Genomic DNA, 14,857 nt, shown 5'->3' with positions numbered 1-14,857 from the left:
TTATCTTCTAAAAAAATATTTAATCTCTACAAATGCTATTATGAATGGTTTCATTCTTTTTTTGAAGAACGCACTTTAAAGTACGATAGGCACCAAAAAGTAACATAGTCACTTTTCAGTACCGTACTACTCATTTGCCTCTTACATGTGCTATTATGAAACATATTTAACATAATAAAAAGTACGTACTTTAAAGTGCTATAGGTACTAAAAAGTAACATTTGTATGATTTAACTTATTTTACTCACAATGGGAGGGTTTCATATGAAGCAATACAATATTCCTGTAGAGGCAACTTTAGAAGTTATCGGCGGCAAATGGAAAGTTGTTATCCTTTGTCACTTAACGAAAGGTACAAAGAGAACGAGTGAATTAAAACGCTCAATGCCTGGTATTACACAAAAAATGTTAACACAACAATTACGTGAATTAGAAGACGACGGCGTTATTCAAAGAAAAGTATACAACCAAGTCCCACCAAAAGTAGAATATTCTCTTACTGATTACGGTTGGTCTTTAGAATCCATTCTTGATTCTCTTTGTTCTTGGGGCGAATGCCATCTTGAAAAAGAAGGTAACACATCGATGCTAATTGCGGAAGGTGAATAATAGGAAAAAGGAAAAAACGAACATGAATTTGTTCATTTTTTCCTTTTTTTCTTATTATATATGTACATTTCTAACTGAAACAAAATATTTTATACGCTTTCATACCTTGTCAGTACTACGTTATACGCTCGATATGAAATAATTAGGAATCATTTTTATGTTAACATAGGTGTATATAGTATATAATATAGGATATATATTATATACACTTTCCGGTAACGGAGCTTTTCCATTATGCGGACAAGCCATATATCGGACAGTTCATAAATAATAAGTAAGACGTTATGGTTTTAGATTTATGTTTGCAGCTTACTTGCTGTCATAAATTTAAAGGCATTTTATTGTGTTTTGTGAAACTTTGTATAAAGTTTCGTAACCGTTTACTATCTTACTTATCAAAAATAAGAGTATTGCTATCGTAAAGGAGAATTGGAGATGCCAGAAACTATGACTCAAACAAAGCCAGAACAAGAAACTGTACAAATTTCTGCTAGCCAAGGACAACTTGATGTACTTGATCAGTTGTTAAAACCTGAGGTACAAGAATCATTAACAACACTAGTAGAACAGCTTCCAAAATTAACTGAGCTTGTTAACATTTTAACTAAGTCTTATGACTTCGCTCAAACTGTTGCTACTGATGAAGTATTAAAAAGCGACACTGTTGGTGCAATCACAGAGCTTGTAGAACCTGTAAAAGATACAGTGAAAAGCATGGCTGCAACTGCAATCGAAGCGAAAGATCGTGCTGACGAAAGCAACGAAGTTATCGGCCTATTCGGTCTTTTAAAATTACTAAAAGATCCACAAGCACAAAAAATGTTCCGCTTTGTGAACGCATATCTTCAAATTAGTGCAGAACGTAACAATAAATAAGTTAACTTATAACAACAATTAGTAAAGACGGGGGATATCATACTATGTCAAAACAAATTGTCATCTTAGGCGCTGGTTATGGCGGTCTTCTTGCCGCTTTAAACGTACGTAAATATTACAGCAAATCAGAAGCACAAGTTACAGTGATTAACCAATACCCAACACACCAAATCATCACTGAACTACACCGCCTTGCAGCTGGTAACGTGTCTGAGCAAGCAGTTGCAATGCCACTTACAAAGCTTTTCAAAGGTAAAGATATTGATCTTAAAATCGCAACAGTTGAGTCATTCTCAGTTGATAGCAAAGAAATTAAACTAGCTGGCGGCACTACTTTATCTTACGATGCACTTGTAGTTGCTTTAGGAAGTAAAACTGCTTACTTCGGTATTCCAGGACTAGAAGAAAACAGCATGGTATTAAAATCTGCTGCTGATGCAAACAAAATCTACAAACACGTTGAAGATCGTATTCGTGAATACGCGAAAACGAAAAACGAAGCTGATGCTACAATCGTAATCGGTGGTGGCGGATTAACTGGCGTTGAGCTAGTTGGTGAGCTTGCTGACATTATGCCTAAACTTGCAAAAAGCCACGGCGTAAATCCAAAAGAAGTTAAACTTCTTCTTGTTGAAGCAGGTCCAAAAATCCTTCCAGTATTACCAGATCACTTAATCGAACGTGCAACTACTAGCCTAGAAGCACGCGGCGTTACATTCTTAACTGGTCTTCCTGTAACAAACGTTGCTGGCAATGAAATCGACTTAAAAGACGGTCAAAAACTTGTTGCTAACACATTCGTTTGGACGGGCGGCGTTCAAGGTAACCCACTAATCGGTGAATCAGGTCTTGAAGTAAACCGTGGTCGTGCAACAGTTGATGCATACCTACAATCTACTTCTCACAAAAACGTATTCGTTGCTGGAGACAGCGCTGTTGTCTTCGCTCCAGACGGACGTCCATACCCACCAACTGCACAAATCGCTTGGCAAATGGGTGAGTTAATTGGATACAACTTATACGCAGCACTAGAAGGCAAAGCATTCGAAGAGTTCGCACCTGTAAACTCTGGAACACTTGCTAGTCTAGGACGTAAAGATGCTGTTGCTACAATCGGAGCAAGCAATACTCCACTTAAAGGTTTACCAGCATCATTAATGAAAGAAGCAAGTAACGTTCGTTACTTATCACACATTAAAGGTCTATTCAGCTTAGCTTACTAATTTGAATATAAGCCCGAATCATGCCCTGCATGGTTCGGGCTATTTTTATCCCACTTTAATGGGCAGTAAGACCCCCACCTCAAAATTCAGCGAAAGCAAAGCAGTTAGGTGGGGGATCAACTGCCCATAAAAGTCCGATTGGTGAGGGCTGATAATCAGTGGGGATGAGGAAACCCCCCACTGATTAAAGTTTCACTTTATCCGAAATTTTCTCTAACTTATTTATTCGGCAAAAAAATTATATACCCTTTAAATTTATCTAAATATACTGACTATTTATAATGAAAACTGTCCCGTTCGGAACAGCTCTTATTGTCGCTTTTTGTCGGTAAATCGATATATCGGAGAAATCGCTGATATATTTCGAAAATCGCCGATATGTTTCGAGTTACGGTCGATATATTCAAAAAATCGCCGATATAATTTTTAAACCTTCTTCATTATCCTAACTTCACAAGACTGTAATTCTTCTTCCCTTTACGAATAATAATAAATCTTCCATCAAATGAATTTTCCACCGTAACATCTGTGCCCACATCTGTTACCTTCTCACCATTCATAGAAATAGCTCCATTATTAATATCTTCACGTGCTTGTCGTCTAGATGGCTCAATTCCTAAATCAACTAGCCATTCTACGATATTTTTCGTCTCTTTTGAAGACTGGAATGTTGGCATTTCTTTAAAGCCTTGTTCAATTTCATCGGCTGTTAACGATTTAATATCTCCGCTAAATAACGCTCCTGTAATTTTCACAGCTTGCAGCAATGCTTCCTCTCCATGAACGAATTTCGTCATTTCTTCCGCTAATACTTTTTGCGCTTCACGTTTATGAGGCTCTGTTTCTACCTTCACTGCCAATTCATCGATGCGCTCTTTCGTTAAGAATGTAAAGTATTTCAAGTATTTAACGACATCACGGTCATCTGTATTCACCCAGAACTGGTAAAATTCAAATGGTGTTGTTTTTTCAGAATCAAGCCAAACGGCACCACCTGCTGATTTACCAAACTTCGTACCATCTGATTTCAATAGTAACGGAATCGTCAATCCGAATACTTTTGCTTCGTGCCCTTCTAACTTACGAATTAAATCTAAGCCACTCGTAATATTCCCCCATTGGTCACTACCGCCAATTTGCAGTTGAACATCTTCTTTCGTGTATAAATGATGGAAGTCCATCGCTTGCAAAATTTGGTACGTAAATTCTGTGAAAGAAATTCCTGTATCTAAACGACTTGCTACGATGTCCTTTGCTAACATGCTATTAATGCTAAAGTTTTTCCCGTAATCACGTAAAAACTCAATAATATTTATTTCATGTGTCCAGTCGTAGTTATTTACCATCTTTACTTCGCTATTTCCGCCAAAATCAAATAGCTTTTTCATTTGCGCTGTTAACGCATCCACATTATGTTGAACTACTTCTAACGTTTGAAGTTGGCGCTCTGATTGACGCCCACTCGGATCACCGATTGTTCCTGTTGCTCCGCCAATTAAAATAACTGGATGATGGCCAGCTAACTGGAATCTTTTCATCATCATAAACGGAATCAAATGTCCGATATGCATACTATCACCAGTCGGATCAACTCCGCAGTATAGCGAAATCTTTTTCTCTTCTACTAGCTTACGTAAACCTTCTTCGTCAGTCTGTTGATTAATGGCGCCGCGCCATTCTAATTCATCAATAATGTTCATCTTTTGTCATCCCCTTTATTTTTTAAAAACAAAAAATCCCTATGTCTATGACATAGGGACGATGATTCACCGTGTTACCACCCAGTTTGTATAAATAGCATAGCTACTCATACCACTCTTAGCAATAATATCGCTTGCCAATCCGCTTAGCATTACCTAAGATACTCCAGAGTGTAATTCGCAAATTTGTTTGTGCTAGGTTCCAGCATCCCCTAGCTCTCTCGTTAACAGTGACAAACTGCTACTGGGCTCTTTCAACGTATGTTATTTGTTAAATTATTAGCCATTATATTGAATTGAAAACAAATTGTCAACAATACCCAAATATTATTTTAAAATAATTCGCAGTTTCATACGTATATGTTATTCTTTATCTTCTCCAATAATCCTTACTTCACGCTCTAACTTCACGCCAAATTTCTCTTCAACTGTTTTTTGTACGAAGTGAATTAAATCGATGTAATCTTGTGCTGTTCCGTTATCAACATTCACCATAAATCCAGCATGTTTTAGAGAAACTTCTACTCCACCAATTCGCTTACCTTGTAACCCTGAGTCTTGAATCAATTTACCAGCAAAGTTATTTGGTGGGCGTTTAAATACACTACCACATGAAGGATATTCTAGAGGCTGTTTTGACTCACGTTTAAACGTTAAATCATCCATTTTTGCTTTAATTTCTTCATGTACACCTTCTTCAAGTTCAAATCTCGCTTCAAGAATAATGTAATGGTTGTTCGCAAATACACTCTTACGATATCCAAATTCAAATGCTTCTTTCGTCAAAGTACGTAGCTCTCCATCACCTGTCATTACAACAGCTTCTGTTAATACAAACGAAATCTCACCGCCGTATGCACCTGCATTCATATATAATGCTCCGCCAACTGAACCTGGAATACCACAAGCAAACTCAAGACCCGTTAAGTTATGGTCTAACGCAATACGTGATACGTCAATAATTGCTGCACCGCACTGTGCTACAATTGTCGTTCCTGTTACAGTAACACCTGTAATATGAATTAAACTTACTGTAATCCCGCGAATTCCACCATCTTTAATAATGACATTCGATCCATTTCCTAAAAACGTAACTGGAATATTATATTCGTTAGCATATTTAATAACTTCTTGAATTTCATCATAATTTGTCGGTGCAACGAACACATCTGCTTTTCCACCAACTTTAATATGCGTATGATTCTTTAACATTTCATCTTGTTTCACATGACCTTCAGGCAATACCGTACTTAAATATTCATAAACCTCTTGCATATTCATTTTACGATTCCTCTATTTCTATATTCTTTTTATCCCGTTATACGGGCCCATAATATCCCCACATACATGAACGAACTTAAAGTGGTGGATACAGTGTACCCAAAATCAATTCGAGACACCTATTAACCTCTTAATTTATAAGAGGTGCCACTCATATTAAAATATATATTGCATAATAAAGCAACCCAAATGGGCTACTAAACTTGACATGTCATCAGAAAGACAACAATTTGTAAAATATATTACTTTTTCAAAACACTACCCTTCAGTATCTTACTATACCACACGAAAATAAAGTGGTATTTTTTTGTAATCTTTACTTTATTTTCATCAACAAAAAAGATGCCTTTACCTATGTAAAAGCATCTTTTTTCATTACTTATTTTAAATTACTTTTCGTTCTCTTCTTTTTCTTTATCAAACCATAGCAGTTCATCGTTATCCACTTCACCATTATAATTGATTAAGATTTCTTCTCCCGCTTTTATATCTTTATAAGCATAGAAGTTAAATGTATGATTCTCAAAGACAATATCATACGTCGCATTCGGTGTATATGAATGATTGAATAACATGCCGTATCCTAAAAGGATTGCCGTATGATTAATCCCATACTCAAATGCGTAGTCAGCAAGTAACGTTTTCTCAATGTGTTCATGCTGTTCATTCGGATAAGAGATAACTGGTGCTGCGTGTATCAACTCACCTTTTTTAATATCACGAGTTGCAAATACACCTCTATTAAATTCTCCATCACTAAGTTCAGAAGTCTTAACTTCGATCATATGCGTCACCTATATAATTCTTTCTTTGAAGTATTTTAATTCCGCTATTAGCTGAATTTTATCTCCTTAAGCTTGGCAGAAAACGCGCAGAAAAGCAATTAAATTCCGAGCAAGTCTTCATTTAAATGAAAAAAGAGCACAAACATTGTACTCTTTTTAAGTGATATTACTTTTCTAAAATATCTTCTAACAATTTCACTTGCTCGCTAACAGTATGTAATGTCTTCACCGATGTATCATTTCGATGCTTTTCTTCTTCCACACTTGCTAACACTTCTTCTGTAGCCGCAGAAGTTTGCTGTATTACATTGGAAGCATGTGTAACATCCTTTACGATATTCGTCGTTTTAACTTGGAAACTTTCTTGATGACCAACGATTTCCCTCATTACATCATTAATTTCATCAATAAATTCCCCTAAATCCGTTACATTTGTTAAAACACTTACTAACATTTCATTACATTCTTCTTGTACTCTTTCTGATTTCTCTACCTGCACTTCTACCTTACTTGCTTGATTACTAAAATCCTTCAAAATCCCTTGAATTCTTCCCGCAGAACGATTCGATTCTTCTGCAAGCTTTAATACTTCATTCGCTACAATCGCAAATCCTTTCCCATGCTCACCTGCTCTTGCAGCTTCAATATTTGCATTTAAAGCTAGTAAACTCGTCTGACTTGAAATATTCGTTATTACATCTACAATCTCATTAATTTGCTTCGACTGCATCATTAAATCTCTAAATATAACTCCTGATTGTGAAACAACATCATTTAAACTTTTCATATTTACTTCAAAGTTTCTTAAAGTATGTACACTACCCTTTGAAATTTCTAAGCTTTCATCAATACGAATCGATGCATTTCTTACTTGAGAAATGATTTGTTCAATATTTCCCTCCATATCATTCAATACTTCTACCGAACGATACATCATCTCTGATTGTGATTGAGTGCCAACTGCTACCTCTTCAAAAGCAAAATTGATTTCACTCATCGACTCCATCGATGTATTCATATTTTGTCTTAAATAATTGAAATTACGATCTAGTTTCACAACCGTTTCCTCAATAAGTCTTTGCGTTTCTTCTAACTCCTGAGCTTTTCTCATTACTTCTTGCTTCTCATCGCTTAAGCGAGCCAGCAAGTTAGAGCCAATCTTCGTGACGCCCCACATTGCAATCGTAACAATCGCTAACAAACTTGCGAAGTTTGCAGCTTCAGATGCTGCTGTATAAGCAAAAAATTGCTCCGGCCAATAACTACAAAGAATAAATGTGATCACAACCGCTACTCCGCCGAGAATTACAACGAGACGCTCACTTAAATAAATAAGTGAAACGGCTAGTGTAAAATAGACCATTTGAAATACAGCCGGGCTTTCATTAAAAGCTTGTACCATAATGAAAGACATCATAAGCAACATAAATGTCATGATATATTTATACATCGCTTCCATGCTTTCTATAAAAGTAAGAAGTGTCCCAAATACAACGACAGAAATACCACAAACCCAAAACGCGATTGCTCTCGCCGTAAAAATATATCCGTAATACCCAATCGCGATGATTCCAAGGAAGAAACTACAAATCGTAATAAACAGCAATAAATGATTTTTCTGCGATTCTTTCTCCAGGTTAGAAAAACAAGTTTTCTTTAACCATTCCATATATAGTCCCACCTTCTGCACTTAATTACTTCAGCTTAAATACCGCACTCACTGGGTTATGATCACTATTCTCAAACTTTAAATCTTTTCCTTGCACATTTACAATCTCAACATTCGGTGAAACGATAAAGCCATCAATAATCGTGACGAAGTTTTCACCTTCTACATATTTCTTCACATCGTCTCTCACCGTCATAACAGAAGGATCTACCGCCCATTTAAAGCCACCGTCAGTAAAGTCCTTCGGTAACTCTACTAACCACTCAGGACGCTCCTTCACAAACTTTGGATCACTTAATTGAACATCGGAAACTAATTGATTCCAATCTCCGCCCATTATTACGTAATCACCATTTTTATAATGCTTGTTCATATATTCTTTTAAAAACTCTACTTGCTGTTTTCTAATTTTTCCGCCTTCATCGTACGCAGACAAATGTAAGTTTACAAGTCTAACATACTTTCCATTATTAACAGGGATTGTATATTCAACAATCGCTCGATCTAAATCGAATAAACGCTTCGGCCAAGGCTCCATTCCAGGAAGCTGGAATCTCTTCGCTGTTTGAACTGTATATTTAGAAAATGTACTTAATCCAGCCTCCGCATATCCCATTGGATTTGTTATTGGCACTGGAACCCATTTCGTATCGTAGTTCTTGCCAAATGACGAAACATAATCAGGTAATCCTTTTTTCAAAAATTCATGTTCATTCACATCAAATGATCGAAGTGATTTTATATCAACTTCTTGTAGTAGCGCAAAATCACTATTCTCATTTTGTAAAAACGAAAGCATATTCTTTAGGTTAACTTCCGTTTGCTCTTTACTACTTGAACCAGATCCCTTTCCCCCATCCATAAAGAAATCTTGCTCCTTATCTAATCCAGCATATCCAATATTAAATGTTGTAACTTTAAATTCATTTCCTGTCGCTAATACGCGCTCTTTATTATTTTCCACCTTCAAACTTACACTATCCGCAGGCTGTTCTTTAGTAAGTGTCATATACCCTAAAAAACCACCTACAACTCCCACCCCTACTAAAATACATATAAGTACTATTTTTAATAACTTCTTCAAATAAACGCCCCTTTTCTAAAACACACAACTTAATTATCTTTATTTTCAGTTAACTAAAACTGAATGACAGACATAAGAAATATTTTATCACACCAAAAACCTTATATCACTATATTTAGTTTATAAGCAATATTTCTTACTCTTACATTATCAAAAATACAAAATGCTCCAACTCCTTCACTGGAAATCAAGCGCAATGTTTAGTACACTATATGTAATAATCATAGGCGATGGAGTTCGCCATAAACGCTGCTTAGCTAATGACTCCTACCAGTATCACTACTGGTAGGAGTCTATTTTTTTGAGCAAGCTATTTAAAGAGGTGAGAAAATTGATTTATATTATCGTCGGCATTGCCGGTATATTAGGGGCCCTTTCTCGTTATTATTTAGGTCTTACTATTCATGAATCTTGGCATCATACATTTCCACTAGCTACATTACTGATTAACTTAGTCGGCTGCTTCTTATTAGCGTGGCTGACTACGTATATCGCTAAGCTCAACATCTTAACTTCAGATGTAATCACAGGCATCGGGACAGGATTCATTGGTTCTTTTACGACGTTTTCAACATTTAGTGTAGAAACTATTCAATTGATCAATCATTCCGAGTGGAGCATAGCCTTCTTATATGTATCATGTAGCATACTTGGTGGCCTCATTATGTCTGGACTTGGCTATACACTAGGTAATTTCTTACTTAAGAAACATCTTACGGAAGGTGATCACTTATGATAGAAGCTTTATTAGTCGCAACAGGAGGATTTTTCGGTGCGATTACACGATTTGCAATTAGCAATTGGTTTAAAAAAAGAAATAAAACTTCCTTTCCAATTGCTACATTTCTCATTAATATAACAGGAGCTTTTTTACTCGGATATATAATTGGCAACGGAGTCACTACAGGTTGGCAATTATTATTAGGTACTGGATTTATGGGTGCCTTCACGACATTCTCGACGTTTAAACTAGAATCTGTTCAGCTTCTCAATCGTAAAAGCTTTAGCACATTCCTTTTATATTTAAGCGCTACTTACATAGTTGGTATCCTCTTCGCATTCCTTGGAATGAAGCTAGGCGGAATATAAAAAAGAAAGCGACTCTTATCAGTCGCTTTCTTTCATAAGAAATAAGTCCCACCATATGGAATGGAAAAGAAACTAGCTGGATACACATCATAATTCACACTTTGCATCGGAAATTGTGAGTAGGGCATATACTGTCCTTGCATCATTTGTGCCAAATATGCTTGTTGCTGCATTTGAATCGCTTGATTCATAGCATGAATGGTCTCCTGCGCCCCAGCGAGCGTAATAGCTGCTCCCACTTGTCTACCACTATAAAAATAATGATTCATCATTATTCAACTCACTTATTATTTTTCTTCCATATCGTATGTTTCTATTTCATGGTGAGTGTTTTATTTCAATTAACGGATTCCCTACTATAGCTCTTCCAAACGGTTATTTTGTGCCAAAGTATGCCTTTTGGAACATACACATTCTTATCGCATTATGATAGTTACCGTCAACGAAAAACTCGTCTAACAGTTCACCTTCTACCATAAATCCAACCTTTTTATAAACATGTACCGCTTTTTCATTTTCCTTATCCACCACTAAATAAATCTTATGCATATTTAATACAGAAAAAGCATAATCCATCGCTAAACGCGTCGCTTCCGCTGCATAACCATATCCTTGATAATTTGGATCAATAATAATTTGGAATTCTGTTCTACGGTGAATATAATCGATTTCCACTAACTCGACTAATCCAACCATTTCATTGTCTTTTTCAACGATAAATCGGCGTTCGCTTTGATCATGTATATGTTTATCGTATAAGTCTTGCAGCTCCACAAATGCCTCATACGGCTCTTCAAACCAATACGACATAATATGTGCATTATTATTAAGTTCGTGTACAAACTTTAAATCTTCTCGCTCTAATGGACGCAATTTCAATTCCTGACTCATTTCTATAACCTCCAAGTAAAAGAAACCTCTTCACTTAATTTCTCAATTTTTTTCAATTTCAAACGCCCTAATTTTATTGTAAACCTTTAAGTAACTTGAAGGTCAAGATGTAAAAACTAATGTAAAAATATTATGCCAAAATTTATAACTAATTAATAAAGAATGTAGGTATTTACAGTAACTTAACGAAAAAAAAACAGTCTTTTTGTTTTCCAAAAAGCTCAGTAAGATAAAATAAAATTATAAATATATGATCGCTAAAAATTAAGAAAAGGAGCTAAATCTATGAAAATACAATATAGAAAGTATGCGTTATCTATAATCTCCCTAGCCTTATTTACTCTTATTGGTTGTACTAATAATGAGAAAAAAAACAATACAAACGAGACATATACTTTTGAGGCTTCTAAAAAACGTGGTGATGTTATTGAAAAAAACGATAAAGTTTATAACTTAGAGAAATTAGATACTTTCGTAAAAAACTATAATTCAAATAAAGACGATTCCGTGAGAATTACTAAATTTAATACCAAGAACGAGCCTGTTATTATTGATTTAACTGTAAAAAAAGAAAAGGAGTCTACCTCCGTCTATTATGATGTTGACTATACAAAAACAAATGAGAAACATAGTGAAAATCAAGAAATTCAATATTCGAACAATACATGCCAAAAAATCACAAAAGATATTGAAGACAACAAAGTAACTTATAAATTAGAATGTCCTGACACTATTCATTTGATTACAGCCCCAAAATAATAAGATGACAAATTGCAAATAAAAAGTAGTGCAAACTTATGTCTGCACTACTACTCTTTTCTCAAATCTCTCATATTTGATATGTATAAAGCGATAACTAAAATAAGAATTGCTCCTGCGTATAATAACGTCTCCATCGGTTCCTCATGAGACACAATAATCAATCGAATTAACGCCGTGATTCCGATATAAATGAAATAACGTAACGGGAAATGATAATTCGATTTAAAATACTTAATGATTAATGCTATGAACTCGAAGTATAAGAAATAGACGATGATACTTTCAACTAATTTATATGACGTATACTTCTTCGCTGAAAATATGTATTGAATAAAAGTAATCGTCTCATTAATTAAAAAGATAGATAAGACAATGGATAATATAATTAGCGCTATATTTAATATCCACTGTAAAATACTCGCGATAAAATGATCGATATTGAATGATTTCATTTTCTCATTAAACTCCCCTTCGTATAAGTACATATTTATTATAGCAAAATTATAATTGGAGGTGGGTTAAATCATAGGTTCGTCCTTTGTTGGTGCCGGTGTGTGGGATGTTCATTGTTTGGAGGAGTCTTTTAACCGCAGAACTAGATTGCATATTAAGAAAATCCCTCAACTTGCTATTAGTAGTTATCATTCCAAACAGAAGTGTGTAGTCTTGTGAAGCACGTAAATGAGCATTTTTAGACGTACTATTACAGTTTGAGCAGCGCCATCCCTGTTTTTCTTTTAACATTGCCATTGTAAAACATTCCTCACATTGCACGCCCTTTAGCAATTCCTCTTTTTTCACTTTATATTGTGCAAGAATATTTTGTCGCTGCGGAATGTGCTCATTCATAATTTGATTTATAAGTCCATCTACATTATCAATTACGTCTTCTTTATATTGACTTTCCATTTGCTTAATTCTATTAGGTAAATTTGCACCGTGGATAATTTTATTAGGAAGCATTTCATCTGAAGTTTTAATAATTGTACGAGGAGAACTAATTACAACGAGAGATTCAATCGGAATATTATATAAACCATGCAAACTCAGCCATTTTCTCAGCTGCATCTCTTGCCGTTTCACTTGTAAAAGCGGATCTGGAAAACCCTCTTCTGAAGTACCATCTGCGATTCGAATGAGTTGATTAAACTTTGCATCAAAAATTAACGTACCAATGATATTTTTTATTTCAAGAAAAAGAAGAAAACATGAGGAAACTATGAGGGCATCAATTTGAAAATAATGTTTCTGATCAAACAATCTGATGTCATGTAAAATGCTATATTTTGTTTCAGATAGAAAACTAAGCGGATATTCAATTGCCTGCTCTCCTTTATAGCCAGCCATAAATTTCGCTAGACTTTCAACCACCACATTCCTTTTTGGATGATGAGCAGGCAATCTTCTAAGTAAAGCTTCTAATTGAAGCAAATGTACGGACATTTTCCGTTCTTTCACAATCATCTTTATTCCCCTCCAAAATATATCAGCGATTTTTCAAATATATCAGCGCAACTCAAATTATATCGGCGATTTTCGAAATATATCGTCGCAACCCAATTTATATCAGCGATTTTCATAATATATCGACTTACCGACAAAAACCGACACAACATACACCCATAAAATCCTATACACAGTATATCACCACATCTAAAATCGCACTGTAAACATAATATGAATCCGCCCATTTAATTACGCCGTTTTCAAAATGAGAGATTTACATTCACCTCATGTAAAAGACCTTTTTATAAGTATGAAAAAATTTTAGGAATTAGTTTATCTTTTTTTAATGTTTTATTTAGAGGCAGTTAATACTCGAGTATTAACATAATAAACGTAGTAACTATTACTATAATCACAAACCGTACTACTTACATTTATAAAATGAGGAGACGATAAAACATGAACAAAAAAACGAAAGCACTATCATCTATATTGCTCGGATTCACACTAGCACTAACAGGGTGTGTTGGTACGAAAGCCGAAGAAAATCATAGTAAGCCGAAACAAGAACAAGCTGCTAAAGAAACAAAAAAGGAAAATAAGTTAACGAAAGGCCAAAAAATGGCTAACATTCTTAGCGATACAAATTGGCAAGGTACAAGAGTGTTAGACAAAGATAAAAATGACTTAACAAAAGAAAATGCAAACTTCATTGGTCTTGCAAAATATGATGCAAAATCAGGAAGATATGAATTTTTTGATGCTAAAACAGGTGCAAGTCGTGGCGATAAAGGAACTTTCTTTATCACAAATGATGGGAAGAAGAGAATATTAATTTCAGAATCAATGAAATATCAAGCTGTTGTTGACATGACAAAACTAAATAAAAATGTATTTACTTATAAACGAATGGGGAAAGATGCTAACGGTAAAGATGTAGAAGTTTTCGTTGAACATGTTCCATATAAAGAAAAAGAGCTTTCTTTCACTGATCCGGACAAGCAGCTGAACACGACTACAGGCGATATCGTTAAAAACGTTGATGGAGATAAGATTTTAGGTGGAACCCTTTGGCACGGAACTAAAGTATTAGATGAAGCTGGTAATGATATAACACAATTTAATTCGAATTTTATAAGTCTAGCAAAGTTCGATGACAAGTCTAATAAATATGAGTTCTTCAATAGCGAAACAGGCCAAAGCCGCGGTGATTATGGCTACTTCGATGTTGTACACGAAAATAAAATAAGAGCTCATGTTTCAATTGGAAATAATAAATATGGTGCGGCTCTTGAACTTACTGAACTCAATAATAAGAAATTTACGTATAAAAGAACTGGTAAAGACCAAGCAGGTAAAGACATCACTGTATTTGTTGAACATGAACCTTATACAGGTGATATAAAGCCACAATTTAGCTTTTAAAAACGTTTGATTACAAA

General features: G+C 35.0%; 16 protein-coding genes, 1 riboswitch and 1 other annotated feature. Of the genes, 7 read left to right on the top strand and 9 right to left on the bottom strand.

Annotated elements, in window-relative coordinates:
* Positions 1-264 precede the first annotated feature (264 nt).
* The 3 genes from ACTFNE_RS20665 to ACTFNE_RS20655 all read left to right on the top strand — a co-directional run bounded on the left by ACTFNE_RS20665 (position 265) and on the right by ACTFNE_RS20655 (position 2,708).
* On the top strand, positions 265-609 hold the full coding sequence (locus ACTFNE_RS20665; RefSeq protein WP_046198736.1) for a winged helix-turn-helix transcriptional regulator: 345 nt from the start codon (positions 265-267) through the stop codon (positions 607-609).
* Positions 610-1,044: 435 nt separating this feature from the next.
* Positions 1,045-1,485 carry a DUF1641 domain-containing protein gene (locus tag ACTFNE_RS20660; RefSeq protein ID WP_001115309.1) on the top strand — a complete coding sequence of 147 codons (441 nt, stop codon included), beginning with the start codon at positions 1,045-1,047 and terminating at the stop codon, positions 1,483-1,485.
* A gap of 44 nt (positions 1,486-1,529) precedes the next feature.
* Complete coding sequence (locus tag ACTFNE_RS20655) at positions 1,530-2,708, top strand: NAD(P)/FAD-dependent oxidoreductase (RefSeq protein WP_000043204.1); 1,179 nt, start codon at positions 1,530-1,532, stop codon at positions 2,706-2,708.
* Between the two features lie 440 nt (positions 2,709-3,148).
* On the opposite strand, the gene tyrS is transcribed toward ACTFNE_RS20655, so the two are convergent.
* The 5 genes from tyrS to ACTFNE_RS20630 all read right to left on the bottom strand — a co-directional run bounded on the left by tyrS (position 3,149) and on the right by ACTFNE_RS20630 (position 9,227).
* Positions 3,149-4,408, bottom strand: coding sequence for a tyrosine--tRNA ligase (gene tyrS, locus ACTFNE_RS20650; protein WP_270706209.1), 1,260 nt, complete (start codon positions 4,406-4,408; stop codon positions 3,149-3,151).
* 51 nt (positions 4,409-4,459) lie between these two features.
* Positions 4,460-4,675 (bottom strand) — a binding site (T-box leader).
* A 96-nt stretch (positions 4,676-4,771) separates the two neighbouring features.
* On the bottom strand, positions 4,772-5,689 hold the full coding sequence (murB, locus tag ACTFNE_RS20645) for a UDP-N-acetylmuramate dehydrogenase (RefSeq protein ID WP_046198738.1): 918 nt from the start codon (positions 5,687-5,689) through the stop codon (positions 4,772-4,774).
* A gap of 389 nt (positions 5,690-6,078) precedes the next feature.
* On the bottom strand, positions 6,079-6,474 hold the full coding sequence (locus ACTFNE_RS20640) for an SET domain-containing protein (protein WP_000573649.1): 396 nt from the start codon (positions 6,472-6,474) through the stop codon (positions 6,079-6,081).
* Between the two features lie 166 nt (positions 6,475-6,640).
* Positions 6,641-8,143 carry a DUF4077 domain-containing protein gene (locus tag ACTFNE_RS20635; protein WP_046198739.1) on the bottom strand — a complete coding sequence of 501 codons (1,503 nt, stop codon included), beginning with the start codon at positions 8,141-8,143 and terminating at the stop codon, positions 6,641-6,643.
* 25 nt (positions 8,144-8,168) lie between these two features.
* Complete coding sequence (locus ACTFNE_RS20630; RefSeq protein WP_046198740.1) at positions 8,169-9,227, bottom strand: endonuclease/exonuclease/phosphatase family protein; 1,059 nt, start codon at positions 9,225-9,227, stop codon at positions 8,169-8,171.
* 217 nt (positions 9,228-9,444) lie between these two features.
* A riboswitch (Fluoride riboswitch) is annotated at positions 9,445-9,504 on the top strand.
* A 54-nt stretch (positions 9,505-9,558) separates the two neighbouring features.
* On the opposite strand from ACTFNE_RS20630, the gene crcB (ACTFNE_RS20625) reads away from it, so the two are divergent.
* Both crcB (ACTFNE_RS20625) and crcB (ACTFNE_RS20620) read left to right on the top strand, forming a co-directional pair.
* Positions 9,559-9,963 (top strand): fluoride efflux transporter CrcB, encoded by a 405-nt coding sequence (gene crcB / locus ACTFNE_RS20625; RefSeq protein ID WP_046198741.1) that lies wholly within the window; start codon positions 9,559-9,561, stop codon positions 9,961-9,963.
* A complete protein-coding gene (gene crcB / locus ACTFNE_RS20620; protein ID WP_000568596.1) occupies positions 9,960-10,316 on the top strand; it encodes a fluoride efflux transporter CrcB in 357 nt (118 codons plus the stop codon). The genes crcB (ACTFNE_RS20625) and crcB (ACTFNE_RS20620) overlap by 4 nt, the downstream gene beginning before the upstream one ends.
* 32 nt (positions 10,317-10,348) lie before the next feature.
* On the opposite strand, the gene ACTFNE_RS20615 is transcribed toward crcB (ACTFNE_RS20620), so the two are convergent.
* Both ACTFNE_RS20615 and speG read right to left on the bottom strand, forming a co-directional pair.
* Complete coding sequence (locus tag ACTFNE_RS20615) at positions 10,349-10,588, bottom strand: DUF3947 family protein (RefSeq protein WP_033671843.1); 240 nt, start codon at positions 10,586-10,588, stop codon at positions 10,349-10,351.
* Positions 10,589-10,691: 103 nt separating this feature from the next.
* Positions 10,692-11,207 carry a spermidine N1-acetyltransferase gene (gene speG, locus ACTFNE_RS20610; protein ID WP_000076824.1) on the bottom strand — a complete coding sequence of 172 codons (516 nt, stop codon included), beginning with the start codon at positions 11,205-11,207 and terminating at the stop codon, positions 10,692-10,694.
* A 285-nt stretch (positions 11,208-11,492) separates the two neighbouring features.
* Between speG and ACTFNE_RS20605 the strand changes: the two genes are divergently transcribed.
* Positions 11,493-11,966, top strand: coding sequence for a DUF4362 domain-containing protein (locus ACTFNE_RS20605; RefSeq protein ID WP_046198742.1), 474 nt, complete (start codon positions 11,493-11,495; stop codon positions 11,964-11,966).
* A gap of 50 nt (positions 11,967-12,016) precedes the next feature.
* Here the strand turns inward: ACTFNE_RS20605 and psiE are convergent, their stop codons facing one another.
* Both psiE and ACTFNE_RS20595 read right to left on the bottom strand, forming a co-directional pair.
* On the bottom strand, positions 12,017-12,421 hold the full coding sequence (gene psiE / locus ACTFNE_RS20600; RefSeq protein ID WP_046198743.1) for a phosphate-starvation-inducible protein PsiE: 405 nt from the start codon (positions 12,419-12,421) through the stop codon (positions 12,017-12,019).
* 49 nt (positions 12,422-12,470) lie between these two features.
* Positions 12,471-13,433: a nuclease-related domain-containing protein gene (locus ACTFNE_RS20595; RefSeq protein ID WP_270706206.1), complete on the bottom strand. Its 963-nt coding sequence runs from the start codon at positions 13,431-13,433 to the stop codon at positions 12,471-12,473.
* Positions 13,434-13,874: 441 nt separating this feature from the next.
* Here ACTFNE_RS20595 and ACTFNE_RS20590 point away from each other — a divergent pair, with 441 nt between their 5' ends.
* Positions 13,875-14,840: a DUF4822 domain-containing protein gene (locus ACTFNE_RS20590; protein WP_046198745.1), complete on the top strand. Its 966-nt coding sequence runs from the start codon at positions 13,875-13,877 to the stop codon at positions 14,838-14,840.
* Positions 14,841-14,857: the final 17 nt, after the last annotated feature.

The organism is Bacillus cereus group sp. MYBKT111-2, assembly GCF_051915205.1.
GTDB lineage: Bacteria > Bacillota > Bacilli > Bacillales > Bacillaceae_G > Bacillus_A > Bacillus_A paranthracis.
The sequence above is the reverse complement of the archived record's forward strand: the minus strand, read 5'-3'. Positions and strand labels throughout refer to the sequence as shown.

What these genes read in the sequence shown, in the direction of transcription:
- ACTFNE_RS20665 (WP_046198736.1), top strand. Translation starts at nt 265, where the DNA reads ATGAAGCAATACAATATTCCTGTAGAGGCAACTTTAGAAGTTATCGGC.
- ACTFNE_RS20660 (WP_001115309.1), top strand. Translation starts at nt 1,045, where the DNA reads ATGCCAGAAACTATGACTCAAACAAAGCCAGAACAAGAAACTGTACAA.
- ACTFNE_RS20655 (WP_000043204.1), top strand. Translation starts at nt 1,530, where the DNA reads ATGTCAAAACAAATTGTCATCTTAGGCGCTGGTTATGGCGGTCTTCTT.
- tyrS (WP_270706209.1), bottom strand. Translation starts at nt 4,408, where the DNA reads ATGAACATTATTGATGAATTAGAATGGCGCGGCGCCATTAATCAACAG.
- murB (WP_046198738.1), bottom strand. Translation starts at nt 5,689, where the DNA reads ATGAATATGCAAGAGGTTTATGAATATTTAAGTACGGTATTGCCTGAA.
- ACTFNE_RS20640 (WP_000573649.1), bottom strand. Translation starts at nt 6,474, where the DNA reads ATGATCGAAGTTAAGACTTCTGAACTTAGTGATGGAGAATTTAATAGA.
- ACTFNE_RS20635 (WP_046198739.1), bottom strand. Translation starts at nt 8,143, where the DNA reads ATGGAATGGTTAAAGAAAACTTGTTTTTCTAACCTGGAGAAAGAATCG.
- crcB (WP_000568596.1), top strand. Translation starts at nt 9,960, where the DNA reads ATGATAGAAGCTTTATTAGTCGCAACAGGAGGATTTTTCGGTGCGATT.
- ACTFNE_RS20615 (WP_033671843.1), bottom strand. Translation starts at nt 10,588, where the DNA reads ATGATGAATCATTATTTTTATAGTGGTAGACAAGTGGGAGCAGCTATT.
- speG (WP_000076824.1), bottom strand. Translation starts at nt 11,207, where the DNA reads ATGAGTCAGGAATTGAAATTGCGTCCATTAGAGCGAGAAGATTTAAAG.
- ACTFNE_RS20605 (WP_046198742.1), top strand. Translation starts at nt 11,493, where the DNA reads ATGAAAATACAATATAGAAAGTATGCGTTATCTATAATCTCCCTAGCC.
- psiE (WP_046198743.1), bottom strand. Translation starts at nt 12,421, where the DNA reads ATGAAATCATTCAATATCGATCATTTTATCGCGAGTATTTTACAGTGG.
- ACTFNE_RS20595 (WP_270706206.1), bottom strand. Translation starts at nt 13,433, where the DNA reads ATGATTGTGAAAGAACGGAAAATGTCCGTACATTTGCTTCAATTAGAA.
- ACTFNE_RS20590 (WP_046198745.1), top strand. Translation starts at nt 13,875, where the DNA reads ATGAACAAAAAAACGAAAGCACTATCATCTATATTGCTCGGATTCACA.